The following is a 21,965-nucleotide window of genomic DNA, read 5'->3' as shown; positions in this document are numbered from 1 at the left end:
TGAGCATGGGTTAGTCATGCTTCGCTTTCTTTGGTCAGTGCTTCAATCAAGGTTTCCATGCACATATGCCGTGAGCCTTTAAATAATAAGGTGGCTTTGCTGGTTTGTTCTTGGTTGATGCGTGCTTGTAAAGCAGTGAGCAAATCCGTTTTATTATCAAAAGCAACCGCCTCGATACCGCCCACTTCATTTGCCCCTTTGATGGTATATGGGGCAAATTCCCCAACGGCAAATAAGGCATCAATACCAACAGTGGCAATGGTGCGTCCTAAAGCTTGGTGTTCGGCAACTGCTGCCTTGCCAAGCTCGCCCATGTCGCCCAATACCAAAATCTTATCCCCTGTTTGCGATGCCAATACTTTGGCAGCAACACGAACAGAATGGGGATTGGCGTTATAGGTGTCATCAATCAAGCGATGTTTGCCAAGTAACTGACTGCTTAAACGGCCTTTTGGTGGGCGGGTCTGCTCAAGGCCTATGATGATGTCTGCGATGTCAATACCCACAGCATAAGCACAAGCAGCAGCGGCTAAGGCATTATTGACGTTATGTTCACCAGATAAAGGCAGTTTTACGTGATGAGTAAAATGTCCAAAATGCAACATAAATTCACTGCGTTCTGGCTCAACTTCCAAGTGACTGGCACTGATGTCTGTGTTGCCAAAACCGATGACATGGCTGGTATGTTGTTCAGCGACTTTACGTAATTCATGACTAAAGTCATCTTTATCAGGGACAATGGCATGTTGTTTGTCGCTTAAAGTATGATAAATCTCAGCTTTGGTTTGACAAATACCTTGACGACTGCCAAACTCGCCCAAATGTGCCGTCCCAACATTCAGCACACAAGCCACATCAGGACGGACAATATTGCTGGTGTAAGCAATCTCACCAATGTGATTTGCCCCAAGCTCTAGTATTGCATATTGATGTTGGTCGGATAATTCTAGGAGCATCATGGGTACGCCCAAATCATTATTAAGATTACCACGAGTAATTAAAGTCGGAGCAAGACGGCTAAAAATACTACCAAGCATCTCTTTACACGTGGTTTTACCACTTGAGCCTGTGATGGCGATGATAGTAACACCACGATGAGCCATACGGCGATGAGCCGCCAACAAACCTAGGGTAATGCGAGTGTCTTCAACGACCAACTGGGGAATATTGATGGAACTCGGACGCTCAACAATGACAGCCACTGCCCCAAGACTGACTGCCCTATTGATATAATCATGCCCATCAAAGTTATTACCTGATAACGCCAAAAAAACATCACCCATCTGTAGTGTGCGAGTGTCTGTTGAAATACGACCACTGGCAAAAGATGGCATTGTGTCATCAGCAGTCAGCCATTTGCCATTCATCGCTTTGGTGGCGGTGAGTAGATTATTTGCTTGCCAAATATACAACCCTTGACTGTTCATGGTGTTTTGTTTGGTGTGTTTCTGACCATTAAATTGCTGATTGGCAAGTTGCTGATTGGCGTATTGACCATCGGTTTTCGTCATAGGGCATTGTCCTTATTATGATTATGTTGACCATCTGATGTTTTTAACATTCACGTTTTTAACATTCACGTCCATTCACGTCATTGTTATCATCAATCACGTCCGCTCACACAAATGTCCCCATCTCGCTTGCTTGTTTTTCTAATTTTTTGAGTTTCTTTTTACCCAAACCGCCAAGTACGTCAATGGCATGACGCAAGCGTACCAGTGTCATGTCTGCACCGATGACAAACATGGCGTTCATCACAGGGGTAGATGAAGCACTGCCTGCAATCGCCACAAAAAACGGGGCCATCATGTCTCGCAATTTGATGTCCAATGCCCCACTCAGTCCTTTTAAGGTGGCAAATATGTTGTCTTCTGTCCATATTGGCAAGGATTCAAGTTGCCATGTGGCAAGCTGTAAGATGTCCACAATTTGCTCTTGGCTTAAGGTTTTATGCTCAAAATCACCCGCTGTGATGGTCGGCAGATTTTGAAAATAAAACCCTGCCCAATTAACCGCATCAGAGAGCAAATGAATGCGTGGTTGAATGGCGGCGGCGATGGCGGTCAGTTTATCGCTGTCATTTGCCCAGTTTAGGATTTTATTTTTTAGCTGTTCTGGGGTCAGCTCACGCAGATATTCGCCATTAAGCCAGCTTAACTTGTCAGTATCAAAGATGGGGCCACCCAATGACACTCGTTTAATATCAAAACCATCAATCATCTCATCTAGACTAAATTTTTCTTGTTCAGATGGCAATGAATATCCCATACGACCCAAATAATTAAGCAAGGCTTGTGGTAAAAATCCTGCATCTCGATAATAGGTGATGGATGTGGGGTTTTTTCGCTTAGACAGCTTGGATTTATCAGGATTACGCAATAAAGGCATGTGGCACAAAACAGGCATTTCCCAACCGAAGTATTGATACAACAACTGATGTTTGGGTGCAGAGCTGATCCACTCTTCACCACGAATGACATGGCTAATCTGCATCAAATGATCATCGACCACATTGGCAAGATGATAAGTTGGCATGCCGTCCGTTTTTAGCAACACTTGCATGTCCACTTGTTCCCAAGGAATGGTTACTTGCCCACGGAGCATGTCATCAAAGGTGCAATTGCCTTCGCTTGGCACACGCATACGGATAACAAAAGGTTTGCCTGATTCGGCAAGTTTGTCCGATTCTTCTTTGGACAAATGGGCATAGCGTCCGTCATAGCGAGGGGCTTCACCTTTTGCCATTTGCTCAGCACGCATGGCATCGAGTTCTTGCGGGGTACAAAAACAACGAAACGCATGTCCATCATTCAACAATTTTTCGGCATACTGCTTATAAATATCACGACGCTCACTTTGGCGATAAGGAGCGTGTGGACCTCCCACGTCAGGACCTTCTGACCACTCAAGCCCAACCCATTTTAGGGCATCTAAAATCATCTGTTCTGATTGGCTGGTTGAGCGAGTTTGGTCGGTGTCTTCGATGCGTAAAATAAATTCACCACCATAAGCTTTGGCAAATACCAAATTAAATAAGGCAATATACGCCGTTCCCACATGCGGAAATCCTGTCGGACTTGGGGCGATGCGGGTTCGGACAGGACGGTGATTGACAGTGGCTGGTTGTTGATTGGGTTGATTGGGTTGGTTGGCAAGTGTGGACATGATGGCTCTTTGGTTTGTTAAAGTTGGTTTACTGACATTGAATTGGTTAAAAACATGAATTGGTTAAAAACAAGCGTGATGGCTTTATTATACTGGTTTCGTAAGATAATTTCATGTTTGCTTGCCAAAACCTGTTTTTATTCAGATTATCACCATAAAATTCACCATTTACTCTTGACCAATGATAATTGTGCGTCATAATAGTAGGTTGTATAAATTTTAGCCAAAATGTGCCTGCCTGATTTTGATGTGTGTTCTGCGATGAATGACCACTTGCCTAATGATTGCCTAACTGACGATGCCTGCTTGACTGGCAATGATGTCAGCGATGATTTTGCTCACAATTTTGCTCACAAAGACTTTACGCACAAAAGTGTGTTGTTGTCAGAGACAGTGGCAGCAGTGCTTGGGGTGAATGATTTGGCACATGCCAATTTAGCCACAGGGACATTTGTTGATGCAACTTTTGGGCGTGGTGGGCATAGCCGTTTGTTATTAAAGTATTTACATGACGATGCTCGTTTATTGGTGTTTGATAAAGACCCAGAAGCGATTGCAGTGGCACAGGCATTGGCTGGTCATGACCCCAGAGTGAAGGTGATACACGACAGCTTTGCTCATTTAACCCAACAGTTACAACGACTGGGCATTGAGCATGTCGATGGCATCATGGCGGATTTGGGGGTGTCATCACCCCAGCTTGATGATGCCAGTCGTGGCTTTAGTTTTATGCGTGATGGGGCGGTGGACATGCGAATGGACACCAGTCAAGGGCAGTCAGTGGGAGAATGGCTGTCATCAGTAGATGAGACAACACTGGCAAACATACTGTATGAATACGGTGAAGAACGCCACAGTCGCCGTATTGCCAAAGCGATTAAACAAATGGACAGCTATTCATCAACACTTGAGCTTGCTGAAGTCATCAAACAGGCTCACCCTAACTGGCAAAAAGGCAAACACCCTGCCACACAAAGTTTTCAGGCGATGCGAATTTTTATTAATAATGAGCTTGGTGATATTGACACATTTTTGCACCAAAGCATACAGGCATTAAACACAGGTGGACGGCTGGCAGTCATCAGTTTTCATTCATTAGAAGACAGACGCATCAAGCAGTTTTTGCAAAACCACAGCAAGGGGCAATACCTTGAAGATGCCATCTTGCCCATACCCCCAAAACGTCCAAAGTACTTTGCCAAACCCAAACGCATTGCCCCAAGTCGCCAAGAAATGCACACCAATCCCAGAGCCAGAAGTGCTTGGTTGCGGTTTGCGGTGCGTTCTGATGTCCGCCATCAGATGGGGTGATTTGACAGTTTTTTAAAACAACCCATTTTTAAAACAGCCCATTTTTTCAAAATAACCAAACAGCCGTTGATATGTTATTGAGTAACCCCACACCATGACCAACCACCGCCACACCCATTCATTTAAATACGATGGGCTTGCAAACAACCCCCACACACAAGTCTCCCATCATAACGCCCAACACGATGGTTCTGACCTTGCCGATTTGTTGTCACACCGTTATCGGGGGGTGAGCATTTATTTAGTGGCAATGATTGCCTTAGTCATTGGCATCATTGGCACGGGCATCAACATTGCTGAACAAACCATGCAATATCGTCAAGATTATCAAACCCTAAAAAACAAAGAAAAAACGCTCAGTCAATTACAAATCGAACACCAACGCCTATTGATTGAACAACAAACCTTCAGTGCCACCCCACAAATCGCCGCCCGTGCGGTGGCCCAGTTGCGTATGTATTCACCCAAATTGTCTGAAAAACTCATCGTTCAACCCGTCAGCATCAAAGGCATGCCACAAACAACCACACCCAACCAAAATCAACACCGCCAAAACCAACACCACCAAAATCAACAAAACATTGCTCAGTCAATCAACAACAAACCAAAGGCAGGGCAATGACCATGGCAAAGCAACCCACAAACCCAAATGGCAAAATAAGCCATACCCACAAAAAACCAGCCAACCAAACAGCAAAAGCAACCAAAGTAACCAAACTTTTGAAGCGAAACTCACCATCAACATCACCAACAGGGGCAAAACAAACAGGAACAAAACAAACACAGACAAGTTCTCAAAATAAGACAAATACAAAAATTACTTGGCTAAATAAAGTCAAACGTGAACCAACCAATGACGCTCGTCTGACAAAACGTAAAAAAAACAAGCACGCTGATGACAAGCGAGGACGGTTGGCTCGTTGGTTCATATATGAATCATCAGGAGCATCTACCTTAGGCAACCATCAAACTGATAAATTCCGCTTTTATTTTATGTGGGGAGTCAGCGCGTTGCTGTTTGCCATCTTAATCAGCAAGGCATTTTATCTGCAAGTCATCAACCCCAAGTTTTATCAAGACAAAGGCAACCAGCTTATTCACAGTGTCAGCACACAAACCGTCTATCGAGGAATGATTGTTGACCGCAACGGATACCCTTTGGCAATCAGTGCCCCACTGTCTACAGTATATTTTAGCCCCCACGACTATGCCCGTGATTTTTATGAACTCAAAAAACAATGGATTGACAGCAAACCTGGTGAAACCAAAAATAACTTAGCCAAAAAAATGCAACAGATGGATTTGAACAACTTAGCAACCACCGCCAAAGTCGATGTCAATGCCCTAAAAAAAAGCGTCAATCTGCGTGATGACATTGATGTGCATGACGATGATGCGGTTAAATCTGCTTTACCATCAGGGGCAGGGTCACATTATTTTTTGTTGTTTAACAAAGTTACCCCAGAAATTGCCAAAAGCGTTACTGATTTAAAGTTTTATGGCGTATATGAAGATAGGCTCACACGCCGTTATTACCCACAATCACAACCCAACGCACAACTCATAGGCTTTATGGCAGAAAGTGCAAGCGACCCCAAAAGTGGCTATCGAGGACGGGCAGGTATCGAACGCCAGTATGATGACGTACTGGCTGGTAAAGCAGGCAAGGTATTGGTGGTCAAAGATGGCAAACGCAACACGTTGCAAGAAGTGGCACAGATTGAACCAGAGGTGGCGGGGCAAGATGTTACCTTAACCATCGATTCTCGCTTACAATATCTGTTATATAAAGAGCTTGAAGCAGTCGGCAAATACCAGCAAGCCATGTGGGCAACGGGCATTGTGGTCGATATCAAGACTGGTGAAATATTGGGGTTATCGTCATGGCCATCTTTTAATGCCAACAACCTATCTGAGATGACAGGAGAAAGTCAACGTAACCGAGCCTTATTAGACAGCTTTGAGCCAGGGTCGGTGATGAAACCATTTACTGTTGCTGCGGCATTGGCGTCAGATAAATATCACAAAGATTCGCTGATTGACACATCACCAGGCTATATTCGCATTAAAGGACATACGATTAATGATCATGGCAATCTTGGCACAATCAGCTTTGCCACACTATTACAAAAATCCAGTACTGTTGCTTCCACCAAAATTGCCCTATCGTTACCCAGTGATGCCATCAGTAACATGCAACATAAGTTTGGTTTTGGACAAAAAACAGCCTTAAACTTTCCTGGTGAACAAAAAGGCACGGTTGTTATCCCCAAGGATAACGAAACCGCCCGCCGTGCCACAGTCAGCTATGGTTATGGGTTAGAAGTTACCTTAGCACAATTGGCTCAAGCCTATGCCACATTAGGTAATGGTGGCATTAAAGTGCCACTTAGCCTGATTAAATCTGACCCATCTCAAGACACATCGAACACAACCCCATATCAGCCAAAACAAGACAAGCCCAAAATGGCACCAAGCCCAACACAAGTTATCAGTCGTGCCGATGCCAACGCCATTGTTGATATGATGGAAGCAGTTACCCTACCAGGAGGAACAGCAACATCAGCTGCCATTGATGGTTATCGAGTGGCAGGCAAGTCTGGCACATCACGCCGTGTTAACCCAAAAGGGGGGTATTTTAGCGACCAGCATCGCACCGTTTTTGCTGGTGTTGCTCCTGTGTCCAACCCACGTTTGGTGGTGGTCATCTCAGTAGAGAACCCACAAAAGCAACACTATGCAGGTAAAGTGGCCGCTCCTGTCTTTCATAACGTCATGCAAGAAGCCTTACGCCTGTATGATGTGCCATATGACAAACCATTAAAATCCACCACAACGTCATCATGATGAGCAATTAAATCCAATAATATAAAAAAACATTCCTAGAATTAAGAGTTTATAAACCATGAAAAAAGAAATTGTTAATAATTTACTCAATACCATTTTAAAAGGCGATTGTATTGAGCAATTAACAACTGTGCCAAGTGAAAGTATTGATTTAATCTTTGCTGACCCTCCTTATTTTATGCAGACAGAGGGTGAATTATTACGCACTAATGGGGATAAATTTGCAGGCGTTGATGATGCGTGGGATAAGTTTAATGATTTTTCAGAATACGATTCTTTTTGTGAATCATGGCTAAAAGAATGCAAAAGAATCCTTAAACCTACTGGCTCTATTTGGGTTATCGGCTCATTTCAGAATATTTATCGAATCGGCCATATCATGCAGAATTTAGATTTTTGGATTTTAAATGATGTGATTTGGAATAAGACAAATCCAGTTCCAAACTTTGGCGGTACAAGATTTTGTAATGCTCACGAAACCATGCTATGGTGTTCAAAAGGCAAAAAAAATAAATTTACTTTTAATTACAAAACAATGAAACATTTAAATGATGACAAGCAAGAACGCAGTATTTGGCAAATATCATTATGTACAGGAAGTGAAAGAATTAAAGGGGAAGACGGTAAAAAGGCCCATTCCACACAGAAGCCTGAAGCCCTACTTTACAAGGTGATTTTATCATCTTCAAAACCAAATGATGTCGTGCTAGACCCATTTTTTGGAACGGGGACAACTGGGGCGGTGGCTAAAGCATTGGGACGCAATTATATCGGGATTGAGCGAGAACAAAAATACATTGATATAGCCGAAAAAAGGCTTAGAGAAATCAAGCCAAAACCTAGCGATATTGAACTGCTTTCTTTGGAGACAAAACCTCCAAAAGTACCAATGAAAACACTTATTGAAGCTAATTTTTTGAGTATTGGACAAACTTTATTTGATAAAAATAAAAATGAAATCTGTATTGTTACCCAAGACGGTAATGTAAAAGACAATGAAGAAACCTTGTCAATACATAAAATGAGTGCCAAATATCTAAAGAAAATAAATAATAACGGCTGGGATTATTTTTATTTGTTTAGAGATGGTAATTTTATTACCCTTGATAGTTTAAGATATGAATACACCAACCAATCAGGAAAACCCCATGAATGATGAAATTTCAGACCTAATAAACCAAGCGGTTTCTAATATTTTAATCAATAGCAGCAGTGAAAATAAACTAAAAAATTTGATTAAAAAGCATGAACTAAAAATACATTTTATACCAAGAAATTACCGTATTTTTGGTGGAATATTACAAAGTATGAATATCCAATTTGGGAACTTTTTAGAAGAGTTTATGACTCTTCTAATAAAATCTGACGGTAGATATGAAATTCTAGAAGATTATAGTGGTAAAAAAAGCAATAAATTTCAATTATCTACACAAAATGACAACCGAATAGACCAGTTCATAAGTTTATGCCAGTATAGCAATATAATCAATCTTGATGAAGAATTTCTAAAACTTTTAAATGAAATTAAAAATGATGATGATTTAAATCTTTCTTCAATCAGTCATGATATTGATATTTTATTTAAAAATAAAGAAACAGGTATCGTTTATTATTTGGAAGTTAAATACAATGATGACCACGATACGGGAAAATTTGTTGATATAAACAGAAAATTCATTAAAACATATGCTTATTTGGTTCGCGAACTTCCAAACACACAAATTAAACCGATACTTTTCTTTTTTAATAACAAGAAAATGAAGGGAAATATTTATGTTCCAGAAAATACAAACATCAGGCGTGGTAAATCATTTTTTGATGAGTTTTTGAAAATTAAATATGAAGATGTTGACTTGTATATGCGTACTCTTTCAGAAAGCTCAGAAAATATCAAAGCCTTTGATGATTTGTATAGAAAAATAATGGCGATAAAGTAGAGAGCTTGGATTTAAATATTGATGATTTCATCACCAAAGTAAGCAATCATCTTGTTGGTAAAAAGTAGCAAAAATTTACGTAAATATAATATATGGTTGTTTAATGTCATCATGATTCAACAAAAATTCCCCACAAGGACACCGTATCATGCCAATCACCCTTGCCCAGCTTTTTGACCACTCATCATTACATGCGATGAATACCGATGACTTACAACACGCATTAGCACCCATTTGGCAGGTGGCGTTTGATGGTTTTTGTTTGGACTCAAGACAACTGTCCAGTCAGTCGCCACAATATGACAATAAGCATGATGACAGTAAGCATGACAACAAGCCAGCTTTTGTCTTACTTGCCAGCACCACACAAGACATGGCGCGCAGTGCTGAATATGCCAAACAGGCCTTACCAAACACCGCTTTTATTTTAAGCGAGATTGACCCAATATTGTTAGTCAAACATTGTCCACAACTGTCAGATTACCCCCATATCGTACACACACCTGACATTCGTCAATTTTTGGGCAGTATGATGGCCGTTTTTCTATCAACCAAACATTCAACTAAAAACCAAGCAAGCACCCCCTTACCCACTGTGGTGGCAGTAACAGGTACGAATGGTAAAACCACCATCACCCAGCTGGTTGCCCAGCTGATGCAAAGCATGGGCAATACCAGTGTAGTCATGGGAACAGCAGGTAACGGCAAACTTGGCTCACTGACACAAGCCACCCATACCACAGGTGATGCCTTGACGGTACAACAGTTTTTTTATCAAATGGCACAAGATGGCGTGTCAATCTTGGCAATAGAAGCCAGTTCACATGGGCTTGACCAATACCGCTTGCAAGGTCTGCCCATCAAAGTTGCCATTTACAGCAATTTAAGCCGTGATCACATGGATTATCACGCCAATATGGACGAATACGCCATCGCTAAAGCACGGTTGTTTGACCGTCACCATTTCCCAAGCCTTACCCATGCCATCATCAATGCCGATGACACTTATGCCAACTTGATGATAAACACTGCCAAACATGGCGGACTGACGGTATGGACGTATTCTTTAGTCAAGGACAAAAGTATTGGCAAAGAAACAGATGCTCACTTTGTCGCTACCGACATTCAGCCAAGCCTGACTGGCACACAAATACACCTTAACAGCCCCTTTGGTCAGCTGACAGTCAACAGCCCATTGTTGGGTCGGTTCAATGTTGCCAATTTATTGGCAGCCATGGCAACATCGACTGCCTTGGGTGTATCATTAGATGCTTTACCGACACAAGTCAGCCAGCTCAAAGGGGCGGACGGACGCATGGAGCAAGTGCCATCACCGATGGGGTGTTTTATTGTGGATTATGCCCATACACCTGATGCGTTAACACAAGTGCTTAGCAGTCTAAAGCCCCATTGTATGGGCAAACTTTGGGCAGTATTCGGTTGTGGTGGCAATCGAGATAAAGGCAAGCGACCACTCATGGCACAAGCAGGTCTGGCAGTGGCAGATAAGGTGGTATTGACTTCTGACAACCCCAGATATGAAGACCCCAATCAAATTTTAAATGACATGCAAACAGGCATGACTTGTGAGCAACATTATAAAACCATCATCGAAGCTGACCGCAGACAAGCAATTGAATATGCGGTACGCCATGCCAAAAAAAACGACATCGTGGTCATCGCTGGCAAAGGACACGAAACCTATCAAGAAATCCAAGGGGTGCGTCATGATTTTGATGACCGTCAAGTGGTCAGCGAACTGTTAAAAGCCCATCACCAATAATCCAATCAGCCACGCTTAATCAATCACGCTTAATCTGTCTCGGTTATTATCCACCGTCTTTTGCCCAATGCCTTTGACCTTTGTCAGCTCATCAACATTGGCAAAACCACCAAACATCTCTCGATAAAGAATGATTGCTTGAGCCTTGCTTGCCCCAATACCCTCTAATGTGGTCAATGTGGCTTCATCAGCACGGTTAATATTAACCATCGGACGATACCGTTCATCATACTGCAATCGCTCTTGAGTAATGACGTGAGCATAAGCGGTGTGTATGTCAGCATGGCATTGATGACTGCCATGCTGACCACCATGTTTCAGATTTTTATTTGCCAAAACCTTACCCATATCAGCAAACGCACCAATGGGTAATGTGATGAACAAAGCAAATAGAAACAAAACAACCAAAAATGACATATTGGCAAACAAGACATAAAAATCAGACATTCGACAGCCTTTTTTTAGCTGTTTTTGATGCCAATATTTGGTTATTATTTGTGTCATGATGTCTGTCTTATGAGGTCTGTATCATGATTGGGTTAAGGACTTTCAAGGTCTTTTGCTTGTTCCCACAGAATATCCATATCGCCAAGGGTGCTATTTTCAGGGGTTTTGCCAATTTTAGCCAGTTCTTGTTCGACATAAGCAAAGCGTGAGCGAAACTTATGCACACAACTAAGTGTTGCAATCTCTGCATCTAATCCCAATTTGCGAGCAATGTTCACCAAGGCAAAAAAGCAATCGCCCATTTCTTTGTTCATCGCTTGTTTGTTCATCGCTTGCTGTTGATTATCGCACTGTTCTTGATTCAGTCTTTGCCTATCTTCAATCAGGGCTTTTAATTCGTCAATTTCTTCTTGTAGTTTGTCAATGGCATCAAACACCCCCACATCATCATCGCTCCAATCAAAACCAAGTTTGCTGGCATGGTGTTGTAAAGCTTGGGCTTGCATCAATGCTGAGCCTGCCTTGACCTTATCCAACTGACTGATTGCCTTGCCACGAGCCAGTTTATCTGCCAATTCTTGAGCCTTAATGCTGTCCCAACGCTGTTTAACAGCGGCTTCATCGGGTAGATTATCAGCATCAAACACATGTGGATGACGGCGGATAAGCTTCTGTTGCAAGGTTTGGATAACATCTGCCATGCCAAAACGCCCTTGCTCAGCATATAATTGACAATGAAAAACCACTTGTAACAACACATCACCCAACTCAGACTTTAATTCCTCATCATCTGTGCCACCGTCTTGCAAGTCAGCTTGTACTGCTTCTGCCAGTTCATAAGCTTCTTCAATGGCATAAGGAATCAGACTTTGATTGGTCTGTTTGATGTCCCATGGACAATCCGCTCGTAACCGTGCCATCAATGACAGTAAGTCAGCAAGTTGTCCTGTGGCAACTGGGGGATTATCAGCAGTCGGTGTGGGTGTGGTTACCACAGTGGTTATGTTGGTGGGTGGGTGAACTGAGTGGATTAATGAGTTGATTAAATTGATGTGGTTAGCTTGATTGGTCATCACAATACCTTTGTTAATCACAATGCCCTTGTTAATCGTGCCAATGACGTTAAGCAAAAGACGTTAAGCAAAAAATGTAAAATACCATTTAAACAAATTTTTGCACAAAACACACACATAGCAACAGGATAACATGCCAATTTATAGCAATATGTGCTAAAGTAGACAACGGTTTAAGAGCGGTTTAAGTAAAGTCGATGATGGTTCAAGTGTACCAATTTGAATTGAACTTGTTACTTGTCACTTGTCATTAAACCCAACTTGAATCCAAATAGAACCTAAAAATGTAACATTGAACCTTAAATACAAATACGCCATTTACTCTACCATAATCAACAAATAAGGAAAACATTCTCATGAAATCATTATATTCAACTCAAGCCACGGTAACAGGTGGACGCACTGGTAAAGCAACACTGAGCGACAGCGATTTAAGCATCAACATGGTATCACCTGGTAGCGGTCAGGACGGCAATAATCCTGAACAGTTATTTGCTGTTGGCTATGCTGCCTGTTTTGATGGGGCTTTATCTGTGGTCAAAAAATCACAAAACGTTAACTTTGCATCAACCACTCAAATCACCGTGGAGCTGTTGCAAGGTGATGAACATGATTATCAGTTGGCAGCCAAAATTCATGTCATTGCAAAAGACACTGAATTATCTTCTGATGATGTGCAAAAATTAGTTGAAAAAGCTCACGAAGTTTGCCCTTACTCTAAAGCCACCAGAGGCAATATTAAAGTAGAAGTAACATCAGAAGTTCAATAATTGCCATTTTTTACCATCAAAAGCCCCAAATCACAAATATGGTTTGGGGCTTTTATCGTTTTTTTGTTAGTTTTTTCATTTTCTGTTATTTGACACCACATGACCATGACCAACAACACCATGACCAACCATTCTGCCATGAATCTGACCCAACTTTCTTCAGCCCACCTGCATCAGTTAAATGACATGCCCAATGTGGCAATCATGGACACCACACACATTAATAAAGAACAGCCACCTTTTGTGTTGGTTGATGGCTCTTATTATCTGTTTCGTACTTATCATGCCCTGCCACCGATGACCACCAGCAAAGGTTTACATACCAACGCCATCAAAGGCACATTAAATGCACTCAACAAGCTGATGCGTCATCATCACCCCACACACATGGCAGTGGCATTTGACAGCAAATCACCCACGTTTCGCCACAAGCTGTCTTCTGATTATAAAGCCAACCGCCCATCTATGGACAGCGAACTTGCTGAGCAAATCCCCTACATTCATCGCCTTATTCAAGCGTTAGGAATTCCACTGATTCACATCGAAGGAGCAGAAGCCGATGACATCATTGGCACACTGACCCATCGTGCTTGTCAAGAAGGGCATCATGTCATCATCTCCACAGGGGATAAGGACATGGCTCAACTGGTCAATGACTGCGTGTTGCTAGAAGACAGCTTTACTGGAAAAATCACCGATGTCGCTGGGGTAAAAGAGAAGTTTGGCGTTGAGCCACGACAAATGATAGACTATTTGACCTTAATGGGTGATCGTTCAGATGGCATTAAAGGCATACCTGGAATTGGTGAAAAAACCGCTAAAAAACTGCTTAATGAACACAACAGTTTAGACCGCATCTTACAAAATGTTACCAACATCAAAGGACGAGTGGGTAAAAATTTGGTCGAATATGCCGATGACATTCCCATAAACCGCCAGTTAGCAACCATCGTTACCGATTTACCGATAGGATTGGATTGGAATGACTTGGTCATTAATACCGACCCCACCGCTCACGTTGATGAGCTAAGACAGCTTTATGGTGAGCTTGAGTTTAAAGGTGAGTTGGCATCACTTGGACACCCACACCACCCTGCCAACCGCCATCATATCCAAACACAAAAAAACCCAAATCAAGCCAACACACTCACAAACACCGTCATCAATGATGTCAAATCCAGTAAAGCCAGCCCATCACAGGATAAAGCATGGCACATCATACTGGACGACTCTGCATTTGATGCTTTGGTTAAGCGGCTTAGCACTGCCAAGCAGTTTGTTATTGATACTGAGACCACCGATTTGGATTGGCAACATGCCAAGATTGTTGGGTTATCCTTTGCACTGCAATCTCATGAAGCCTATTATGTGCCATTGGCTCACTGCCATCAAGATGACCCACTCACCAATAAACAGCTCAACCGTGAGCAAGTATTAGCAAAGCTAACACCAATTTTACAAAACCCTGCCATCGGCAAAATTGGGCAACACCTAAAATATGACGCTCATGTGCTGTCAAATCATGGCATCAACTTAAACATCAACTTTGATAATTGGCAATTTGATACCATGCTTGCCAGCTATGTCATCAACGCAGTTGCCACTCACCATGGCATGGATAACTTGGCACGGCACTATCTACACACCCAAACCATCAGTTATGAAGACGTGGCAGGTAAAGGGGCAAAACAGGTCAGCTTTGATAAGGTTGCCATTGACATCGCCAGTCGCTATGCTTGTGAAGATGCTGACGTAACCTATCAGTTATTTGAATTGTTTACCCAAACACTAAAAGATGATGACAACAACCAACGCCTATTACATCAGCTTGAAATTCCCATCGCCCAAATCCTAACGCAAATGGAATCAGATGGCATTTTATTAGACATTGATTTTTTAACCAAACTGTCTGCTCGTTTTGATGAAGAGATTGCTGTGTTAGAAAAACAGGGGCATAAGCTGGCTGGTGAAGCGTTCAATCTGGCATCTCCCAAACAACTGGGGGAAATTTTATTTGAAAAATTGGGCATCAGTGGTCATAAAAAGACCAAATCAGGACAATATTCCACCTCAGAAGCCATCTTATCCACCATTGACCACCCATTAGCAGACGTGGTACTGGAATACCGTAGTCTTGCCAAACTGAAAAATACTTACACCGATGCCCTAGCAACGGTGGCAGATGCTGACAGCCAACGAGTGCATACCAGCTATCATCAAGCATTGACCAGCACAGGGCGACTGTCATCTACCAATCCAAATTTACAAAACATTCCCATACGCACCAAGACAGGAAGACTTATACGCCAAGCGTTTATCGCACCTGCTAACCGCTTGATTATGGCAGCGGATTATTCTCAAATTGAGTTGCGATTAATGGCTCATTTTTCTGCTGATGCCAATCTTACTCGCGCCTTTAACAAAAACTTAGACATTCACACTGCCACCGCTGCTGACGTACTGGGTAAAACGGTGAATGAAGTCACTGCCACTGAACGCCGTAATGCCAAGGCAATTAATTTTGGTTTGCTGTATGGCATGAGTGCTTTTGGACTTGCTAAGCAGTTGTCCATGAGCCGAGTCGAATCCCAAGAGTATATTGATGTGTATTTTACCCGTTATCCTGCTGTTAAAGATTATATGCAAAACACCCGAGCCTACGCTTATGATAACGGCTATGTGAAGACAATTTTAGGGCGAAAGCTATACACCCCAGACATTTATCACAAAAATCGTATGATAAAACAAGCCGCTGAGCGAGGTGCCATCAATGCCCCTTTACAAGGCAGTGCCGCTGATATCATTAAGCTTGCCATGATTGCGGTCGATGCCATTATCAAAGATGGTTATGCCAATCATGCCAAGATGTTGCTACAAGTGCATGATGAGTTGGTATTTGAAGTGGATACCAACAAGGCAGATGAATTTGCCAGTGCCATCAAAATTGCCATGCAAAATGTGTTGTCTGATACCGCCAAAACCTTAGGTTGGGACATTGATTTTACAGTGCCATTATTGGTAGAAATGGGAATGGGTAAGAATTGGGACGAAGCTCATTAGCTTAAGCCCTTATCAATCACAAGACAATATTGATTATTCATACATGCCAAAAGCGGTAGATTTAGTGCTAATGACATGTTCTAGTAATTTACTCTTAGCTCATACCACCGCCCATCAATGTATAGCCGTGCAATGGGGATAATCCCACGCACGGCATTACAAAAAAATAAAGCAGATAAATTAGCCAAGTCGGCATTGGTAAGCCTACGTTCATTGACCTTTTTCCCTTGCGATTGCAACGTATCCATAACCACTTGTCGCATCACTCCTGACACACCAGATTGAATGATTGGGGGAGTATGCCAATGAGCATGATTTAATTTAATGTTTGTTCTGACATTGTTTTTGGAATTTAAGTTAGCATTTATTTTATGCTGTGGCTGATTATCAGATTGCTGTTTGTCAATTTGCGATATCGGCTCAGCCAATTGATAAAACACATTACTCATCACCCCTTCTACCCAGTTACCCATCACATCTTGCACCAATCCCTCTACCAATGTTGGTTGTTTTTGTCTGTACCTTTCTAATTCACCTGTAACCAATACGCTATCTAAACGGTTAAGTGATTTTAATCCCACCAGTGGCTTAGGCAGACAGGCTATTTGTTGGTGAATACACATGGCATCACCTGTGGGCTGTTTAGGTAAGTCATCAAAGCTCAACGATTGACCTGCCATTAATTTATCAACCAACAACTGATTAATAAAATTTTGCTGTAAATTGTTGGTTTGGGTAAAAATTGCGGTTTTGGTTTCTGTAATGTCCACCACACTGTCGCCATTTATCCAACCATAGCCACGAACAGGCTGTGATACACGACTAACCACCACCTTGATGATGCCATCACCCAAACCAAGAGCGCGCTCAATCAGTTGTTGCATCAGCATTGGCACATCAAGAGTCAGTGATAATGCCATCGCATGACTAAGCAGACGCTGACGATGATGGATAGCCCATAAAATTTGCCCTTGACATACCCCCATGGTGCTAAAAAATCCGTCCGCATAGGCAAAACCACGTTCTGCCAGTAATTTTTGGGAATAATCCTGCGTGCGAATGGTCATGGTCATGAAATTGAGATTAGTTTTGATTTTGAGTGTTTTTTGAGTGTTAAAGTGTCAAATAGCAATGCTGGTTTTATAATCAACTATTTTGATGATGAGCTGTTTCGTTTATCTAGCACCAGCATACAGCTATAAAATTGGCATTTTGCCAACGCCACTTTGACACCGCTGACGTCTTTATCTTTGATGGTCTGTCCGCTGAGCATTTGCTTCACCAAATTGCCCCCTTGGTCGCCCATCACATGCCGAGCGAGTAAATACGCTTTTTTGGCATGGCTGATGCTGGTTTTTTTCTCGCTGTCGCTGTCGTTGGGGTTGGCATAGTACCAGTCAATTTCAAAGTAATTGGCAGAATCCACGATGTCCAGATATGGTTCATCGTTTGCCATATGGCGGTATTTGGTGGCAGGACTGCTGTCAAAATCAAGACTATTTTCGTCAATGTCTTTAGGCTTGCCCAACACTGAAAAAATGGCGTCTGTGTCGCTAAGGGCAATGCGTTTGACATCACCACCGCCCCATGATGGGGTATCATAATTGATGGTGGTGCTTTGGGTAATGGCGTTGTTTTGGGTGTTTTTTAACTTGACTTTATCCACAGATTTGTCAGTATCAGCAGAATTGGCAGATGTGTCTGCCACCACTTGTTCACTGCTTTTTTGTTGACAACCCCCAAGCCCCATTAACACAGTAAACGACAAAGACGATGCGACTAAAAAAGTCATTAAGTTATGCAAGGCTGGCATATATAAGCACTCTTTGAGTAAAAAACTTCAGTTGGCTAAGTTTATTAAGTTTATTGAGTTGGCTAAGTTTATTAATGAATATGTTTATGAGCATTTCGTTAAGTTTACTTTTTTTTGTCAGTTTTGACCAGTTTTTAGATTGGCTTTTAGCAATAGGAACATCACCCATCATGCCCTTACATTTCATTGTCATTGGCAATCCCATCAGTCACAGTAAATCGCCCCAAATTCATCATGCGTTTGCCAAGCAAGTGGGCTTAGATATCTGCTATCAACGACAGTACTGCCCCAATGATGCCAATGCCTTTACTGCTGTGGTGGGGGCGTTTTTTGCTGGGGGTGGTATTGGGGCAAATGTTACCGTTCCCTTTAAACAAACTGCCCATCAGCTGTGCCAACAAACAGGCAGACTGACCGCACAAGCTGAACTGGCACAAGCGGTCAATACCTTGTATCAACAAGATGGCGTTTTGGTTGGGCATAACACCGATGGTAACGGTTTGGTCAATCATTTGCATCAACTTGGCTGGCTGAGTTCAACCAATTCTACCAATAACAATTCTAACAGCAACCATTTTGCCAGTAAAAAAGTTGCCATCATTGGGGCAGGTGGGGCGACTCGTGGCATCATTTTACCCTTGCTGTCAGCAGGCATTCATCATATTGACATCGCCAATCGCACCGTGGATAAAGCCAAACAGCTCATTTGTGATTTGCATTCAAAAGCCAAACAGATGCCCAATGACATCAAATATTTGTTTGCTCAAGCGTCATTATCTGCTTGTGCCATTGATGCACTGACGGGGCATTATCATCTCATCATCAACGCCACCTCGGTGGGGTTATCAGATTCTCGTTTGCCTTTATCAGAGCATCTTCGTTGTCAGCATGCTTATGATTTGATGTATGGGCGAGAATTGCCATTTTTGCAACACTTTGACGCATTAGGAGCAGACACCAGTGATGGCATGGGCATGTTGATTGGGCAGGCAGCGTTAAGCTTTAAACAGTGGACTGGTAAATCTATTGATACGAGCCAAATTTATAAATAAAAGTTATTAAAATAATACAATTATATGAAATAATTTTATTATTAATAGGTTTATAAAAATCTTTTGGTTATACTGAAGTTGGTTATGCCTGCTTATCAATTTACATACATAAGGAAATTCCATGCTGACTTATAAAGCCCCCTTGCGTGACATCAAATTTTTGCTAAATGATGTGTTTGATTATCCCTCACACTTTAAGACCTTAAGAAATGGCGATAATGCTGACCCCGAAACTGTGGATATGATTTTACAGGGCTTGGCAGACTTCACCGAAACTGTGCTGTCCCCTCTTTATCAGCCTGCTGATGAAGAAGGCTGTCATTTTAAAGAAGGTGAGGTAACCACACCAAAAGGCTTTAAAGAAGCATATAATCAGTTTGTTGAAGGTGGCTGGCAAGGGCTGTCTTATCCTGAAGAATATGGTGGTATGAACCTACCCATGTCATTAAACTTAATCAAGTCTGAAATGATGGGTACTGCCAACTGGCCTTGGGCAATGTATCCTGGGCTGTCCACAGGCTGTATCAACACCATCATGCAATATGGCACTCAAGAACAAAAAGACGTGTATCTGCCCAAACTGGTTGATGGCACTTGGGCTGGCACTATGTGCTTGACTGAGCCACAGTGTGGCACAGATTTGGGACAAGTCAAAACCAAAGCTGACCCCAACAAAGACGGCTCATACACACTCAATGGCACTAAAATTTTCATCTCCAGTGGTGAGCATGACCTGACCGAGAACATCATTCACATCGTATTGGCACGCTTGCCCAATGCCCCTGAAGGCACCAAAGGCATCTCATTGTTTATTGTGCCAAAGTTTTTGCCAGATGAAAACGGTGAGATTGGTGAGCGTAACGGCGTTACTTGTGGCTCAATCGAACATAAAATGGGCATTAGCTCATCTGCCACTTGTGTGTTGAACTTTGATAACGCCATCGGTTTTTTGATTGGTGAGCCTCACAAAGGACTAAAAGCCATGTTCACTTTCATGAACACCGCTCGCATTGGCACAGGCATTCAAGGCTTGGCACATTGTGAACTTGCGTTCCAAAATGCCCTACCCTATGCCAAAGAACGTCGCTCGATGCGTGCATTATCTGGCACGAAAGAAGCCAATAAACCTGCCGATGCCATCATCTATCATGCTGATGTCGCGCGCATGTTACTCACCATGAAAGCCTTTGCCGAAGGCGGTCGCTCAATGATTTATCACGTTGCTCGCTATGGTGATAAAATGGCTGAAGGCATCGCCACAGGCAATGACAAAGAGTTTCACAAATGGGACGATAAATTGGGCTTTTTTACCCCTGTTATCAAGGGCTTTTTAACCGAACTTGGTATTGAAGCTGCCAAACATGGTCAACAGGTCTATGGCGGTCATGGCTACATCAAAGAATGGGGCATGGAACTGATTGCCCGTGATGCACGAATTGCCACCCTTTATGAAGGCACAACAGGCGTGCAGGCACTTGATTTATTGGGGCGTAAGGTCATCTTGCAATCCAAAGGCAAGGTGGTGCGTGATTACACAGCAGGCATCATGAAGTGGTGTGGCGAATATGCCTTAGATAAAGACATGCGTAAGTTTGTTTGGGCGTTGACCAAGCTATGTGCTGAGTGGAATACCCTAACCGTGCGTATCATGTTAATGGCACGCAAAGACCGTGAAATCATCTCAGCTGCCAGCGAAGACTATTTGATGTATGTTGGTTATGTGATGATGGGCTATCATTGGGCTCGCATGGCGGCCGTGGCATATGACAAGCTAGAAAATGGTGGCAGTGAATCTGCTGAGTTCTATAAAGCCAAAATCCAAACAGCAGAGTTCTATTTTGATAAAATCTTGCCACGCACGTCAGGGTTAGCAGAGAGCATGGTTGCCCCAAGCCAATCCATGACCGACATGGAAATTGACAATTATTCGTTTTATGATGAATAATGGGTTTTATGATGAATAATGGATTGTGTTGGCACATTCTTGTGTTGGCACAATCACATAAAAACCCCAAGCGTTGGCTTGGGGTTTTTATGGTTTTGGATTGATGGGGGTTGTTTGCCATGGCTTATGATTTGGTAAGTGATATTGAAACAAGTAACCATTTACCATATTCATTTTTCATGGTGAAATGCCTTGTCTCAGGTTTTCCTGTGGCATTAGAGCTAAATACCGCACTGAATTTCAACGTATTTTCTCCATCTAAACGCCAACCACCGACATTATTCACCGTCAAACATTGATCTTTTGGCTCACCCACCATAAAGGGAATGATGGAATGATTAACACCATGATTGGGTGATAAAGCATCACCTGCTGCCAAATCATAACCTTGTACTTGGCATGAAGCGACCAATAGAACCTGAGAAATATTGTGCTTTGCACCAAGAATCGCATTATCTAATTTTATATCTCCAGTATGAATTGTTAAATTATTGGCAATGCTTGCTAATTGAGACTCGGTTGGGGAAGCAATGGCAGAACTGCTCATTGTCATCACGTTACCTGACGTATCATGATTACCTGTCGTCGTATTGACTGTATTTAATACTTGATTAACATTACCTGTCGTCGTATTGACTGTATTTAATACTTGATTAACCGCCCCAAGTGCTTTGTTTACCTCATCAAAAAAACCAGCATTCGCATGGTTGCTTATGATAAGGACAGATGAAGCCATCATTAGTTTTAAAATATTCATAGCAT

General features: G+C 42.4%; 17 protein-coding genes. 10 read left to right on the top strand and 7 right to left on the bottom strand.

All coding sequences use genetic code 11. The annotated features are described in order from the left end of the window. Window positions 1–14: 14 nt before the first annotated feature. Together WDM69_RS02330 and gltX are read right to left on the bottom strand one after the other, a co-directional pair. Window positions 15–1,511 (bottom strand): UDP-N-acetylmuramoyl-tripeptide--D-alanyl-D-alanine ligase, encoded by a 1,497-nt coding sequence (locus WDM69_RS02330; RefSeq protein WP_411350514.1) that lies wholly within the window; start codon window positions 1,509–1,511, stop codon window positions 15–17. Between the two features lie 106 nt (window positions 1,512–1,617). Next, on the bottom strand, window positions 1,618–3,165 hold the full coding sequence (gene gltX, locus WDM69_RS02325; protein ID WP_338755613.1) for a glutamate--tRNA ligase: 1,548 nt from the start codon (window positions 3,163–3,165) through the stop codon (window positions 1,618–1,620). A gap of 261 nt (window positions 3,166–3,426) precedes the next feature. Here gltX and rsmH point away from each other — a divergent pair, with 261 nt between their 5' ends. From rsmH to WDM69_RS02295, 6 genes are all read left to right on the top strand, one after another. Next, window positions 3,427–4,476: a 16S rRNA (cytosine(1402)-N(4))-methyltransferase RsmH gene (gene rsmH, locus WDM69_RS02320; protein WP_338755612.1), complete on the top strand. Its 1,050-nt coding sequence runs from the start codon at window positions 3,427–3,429 to the stop codon at window positions 4,474–4,476. Window positions 4,477–4,570: 94 nt separating this feature from the next. Next, window positions 4,571–5,098, top strand: a complete 528-nt coding sequence (locus WDM69_RS02315; protein ID WP_338755611.1) for a cell division protein FtsL — start codon at window positions 4,571–4,573, stop codon at window positions 5,096–5,098. Window positions 5,099–5,100: 2 nt separating this feature from the next. Beyond that, window positions 5,101–7,323 (top strand): penicillin-binding protein 2, encoded by a 2,223-nt coding sequence (locus tag WDM69_RS02310; RefSeq protein WP_338755610.1) that lies wholly within the window; start codon window positions 5,101–5,103, stop codon window positions 7,321–7,323. Between the two features lie 58 nt (window positions 7,324–7,381). Then, window positions 7,382–8,479 (top strand): site-specific DNA-methyltransferase, encoded by a 1,098-nt coding sequence (locus WDM69_RS02305; protein ID WP_338755609.1) that lies wholly within the window; start codon window positions 7,382–7,384, stop codon window positions 8,477–8,479. Next, window positions 8,472–9,260, top strand: coding sequence for a HinfI family type II restriction enzyme (locus WDM69_RS02300; RefSeq protein ID WP_064637761.1), 789 nt, complete (start codon window positions 8,472–8,474; stop codon window positions 9,258–9,260). The genes WDM69_RS02305 and WDM69_RS02300 overlap by 8 nt, the downstream gene beginning before the upstream one ends. A 148-nt stretch (window positions 9,261–9,408) precedes the next feature. Then, the gene (locus WDM69_RS02295; protein WP_338755608.1) at window positions 9,409–11,043 is read left to right on the top strand and encodes a UDP-N-acetylmuramoyl-L-alanyl-D-glutamate--2,6-diaminopimelate ligase; all 1,635 of its coding nucleotides are present in this window, start codon (window positions 9,409–9,411) and stop codon (window positions 11,041–11,043) included. A 15-nt stretch (window positions 11,044–11,058) separates the two neighbouring features. On the opposite strand, the gene WDM69_RS02290 is transcribed toward WDM69_RS02295, so the two are convergent. Both WDM69_RS02290 and mazG read right to left on the bottom strand, forming a co-directional pair. Then, complete coding sequence (locus WDM69_RS02290) at window positions 11,059–11,547, bottom strand: ComEA family DNA-binding protein (protein ID WP_338755607.1); 489 nt, start codon at window positions 11,545–11,547, stop codon at window positions 11,059–11,061. A gap of 35 nt (window positions 11,548–11,582) precedes the next feature. Continuing rightward, the gene (mazG, locus tag WDM69_RS02285; protein WP_411350519.1) at window positions 11,583–12,563 is read right to left on the bottom strand and encodes a nucleoside triphosphate pyrophosphohydrolase; all 981 of its coding nucleotides are present in this window, start codon (window positions 12,561–12,563) and stop codon (window positions 11,583–11,585) included. Between the two features lie 356 nt (window positions 12,564–12,919). Here mazG and WDM69_RS02280 point away from each other — a divergent pair, with 356 nt between their 5' ends. Beyond that, the gene (locus WDM69_RS02280; protein ID WP_078307156.1) at window positions 12,920–13,333 is read left to right on the top strand and encodes an Ohr family peroxiredoxin; all 414 of its coding nucleotides are present in this window, start codon (window positions 12,920–12,922) and stop codon (window positions 13,331–13,333) included. A 105-nt stretch (window positions 13,334–13,438) separates the two neighbouring features. After that, window positions 13,439–16,393 (top strand): DNA polymerase I, encoded by a 2,955-nt coding sequence (gene polA / locus WDM69_RS02275; RefSeq protein WP_422393269.1) that lies wholly within the window; start codon window positions 13,439–13,441, stop codon window positions 16,391–16,393. 80 nt (window positions 16,394–16,473) lie between these two features. On the opposite strand, the gene WDM69_RS02270 is transcribed toward polA, so the two are convergent. Together WDM69_RS02270 and WDM69_RS02265 are read right to left on the bottom strand one after the other, a co-directional pair. Further along, entirely contained in the window at window positions 16,474–17,466 is a 993-nt protein-coding gene (locus WDM69_RS02270) for an aminotransferase class IV (protein WP_078307155.1), read from the bottom strand. A gap of 77 nt (window positions 17,467–17,543) precedes the next feature. After that, the gene (locus WDM69_RS02265) at window positions 17,544–18,185 is read right to left on the bottom strand and encodes a hypothetical protein (protein ID WP_338755606.1); all 642 of its coding nucleotides are present in this window, start codon (window positions 18,183–18,185) and stop codon (window positions 17,544–17,546) included. Between the two features lie 191 nt (window positions 18,186–18,376). On the opposite strand from WDM69_RS02265, the gene aroE reads away from it, so the two are divergent. Together aroE and WDM69_RS02255 are read left to right on the top strand one after the other, a co-directional pair. Continuing rightward, on the top strand, window positions 18,377–19,258 hold the full coding sequence (gene aroE, locus WDM69_RS02260) for a shikimate dehydrogenase (protein WP_338755855.1): 882 nt from the start codon (window positions 18,377–18,379) through the stop codon (window positions 19,256–19,258). A 121-nt stretch (window positions 19,259–19,379) separates the two neighbouring features. Beyond that, complete coding sequence (locus WDM69_RS02255; RefSeq protein WP_338755605.1) at window positions 19,380–21,203, top strand: acyl-CoA dehydrogenase C-terminal domain-containing protein; 1,824 nt, start codon at window positions 19,380–19,382, stop codon at window positions 21,201–21,203. A 124-nt stretch (window positions 21,204–21,327) separates the two neighbouring features. Here the strand turns inward: WDM69_RS02255 and WDM69_RS02250 are convergent, their stop codons facing one another. Next, window positions 21,328–21,960: a hypothetical protein gene (locus WDM69_RS02250; protein WP_338755604.1), complete on the bottom strand. Its 633-nt coding sequence runs from the start codon at window positions 21,958–21,960 to the stop codon at window positions 21,328–21,330. Between the last annotated feature and the right edge of the window lie 5 nt (window positions 21,961–21,965).

Source organism: Lwoffella lincolnii, from assembly GCF_037201985.1.
Classification (GTDB): domain Bacteria; phylum Pseudomonadota; class Gammaproteobacteria; order Pseudomonadales; family Moraxellaceae; genus Psychrobacter; species Psychrobacter lincolnii.
Note: the sequence above shows the minus strand (reverse complement) of the source record. Positions and strands in the feature narration are given on the sequence as shown.

Excerpts from the sequence above, each read along its gene's own strand:
- WDM69_RS02330 (WP_411350514.1), bottom strand. The coding sequence starts at position 1,511 with ATGACGAAAACCGATGGTCAATACGCCAATCAGCAACTTGCCAATCAG.
- gltX (WP_338755613.1), bottom strand. The coding sequence starts at position 3,165 with ATGTCCACACTTGCCAACCAACCCAATCAACCCAATCAACAACCAGCC.
- rsmH (WP_338755612.1), top strand. The coding sequence starts at position 3,427 with ATGAATGACCACTTGCCTAATGATTGCCTAACTGACGATGCCTGCTTG.
- WDM69_RS02315 (WP_338755611.1), top strand. The coding sequence starts at position 4,571 with ATGACCAACCACCGCCACACCCATTCATTTAAATACGATGGGCTTGCA.
- WDM69_RS02310 (WP_338755610.1), top strand. The coding sequence starts at position 5,101 with ATGGCAAAGCAACCCACAAACCCAAATGGCAAAATAAGCCATACCCAC.
- WDM69_RS02305 (WP_338755609.1), top strand. The coding sequence starts at position 7,382 with ATGAAAAAAGAAATTGTTAATAATTTACTCAATACCATTTTAAAAGGC.
- WDM69_RS02300 (WP_064637761.1), top strand. The coding sequence starts at position 8,472 with ATGAATGATGAAATTTCAGACCTAATAAACCAAGCGGTTTCTAATATT.
- WDM69_RS02295 (WP_338755608.1), top strand. The coding sequence starts at position 9,409 with ATGCCAATCACCCTTGCCCAGCTTTTTGACCACTCATCATTACATGCG.
- WDM69_RS02290 (WP_338755607.1), bottom strand. The coding sequence starts at position 11,547 with ATGACACAAATAATAACCAAATATTGGCATCAAAAACAGCTAAAAAAA.
- mazG (WP_411350519.1), bottom strand. The coding sequence starts at position 12,563 with ATGACCAATCAAGCTAACCACATCAATTTAATCAACTCATTAATCCAC.
- WDM69_RS02280 (WP_078307156.1), top strand. The coding sequence starts at position 12,920 with ATGAAATCATTATATTCAACTCAAGCCACGGTAACAGGTGGACGCACT.
- polA (WP_422393269.1), top strand. The coding sequence starts at position 13,439 with ATGACCAACAACACCATGACCAACCATTCTGCCATGAATCTGACCCAA.
- WDM69_RS02270 (WP_078307155.1), bottom strand. The coding sequence starts at position 17,466 with ATGACCATGACCATTCGCACGCAGGATTATTCCCAAAAATTACTGGCA.
- WDM69_RS02265 (WP_338755606.1), bottom strand. The coding sequence starts at position 18,185 with ATGACTTTTTTAGTCGCATCGTCTTTGTCGTTTACTGTGTTAATGGGG.
- aroE (WP_338755855.1), top strand. The coding sequence starts at position 18,377 with ATGCCCTTACATTTCATTGTCATTGGCAATCCCATCAGTCACAGTAAA.
- WDM69_RS02255 (WP_338755605.1), top strand. The coding sequence starts at position 19,380 with ATGCTGACTTATAAAGCCCCCTTGCGTGACATCAAATTTTTGCTAAAT.
- WDM69_RS02250 (WP_338755604.1), bottom strand. The coding sequence starts at position 21,960 with ATGAATATTTTAAAACTAATGATGGCTTCATCTGTCCTTATCATAAGC.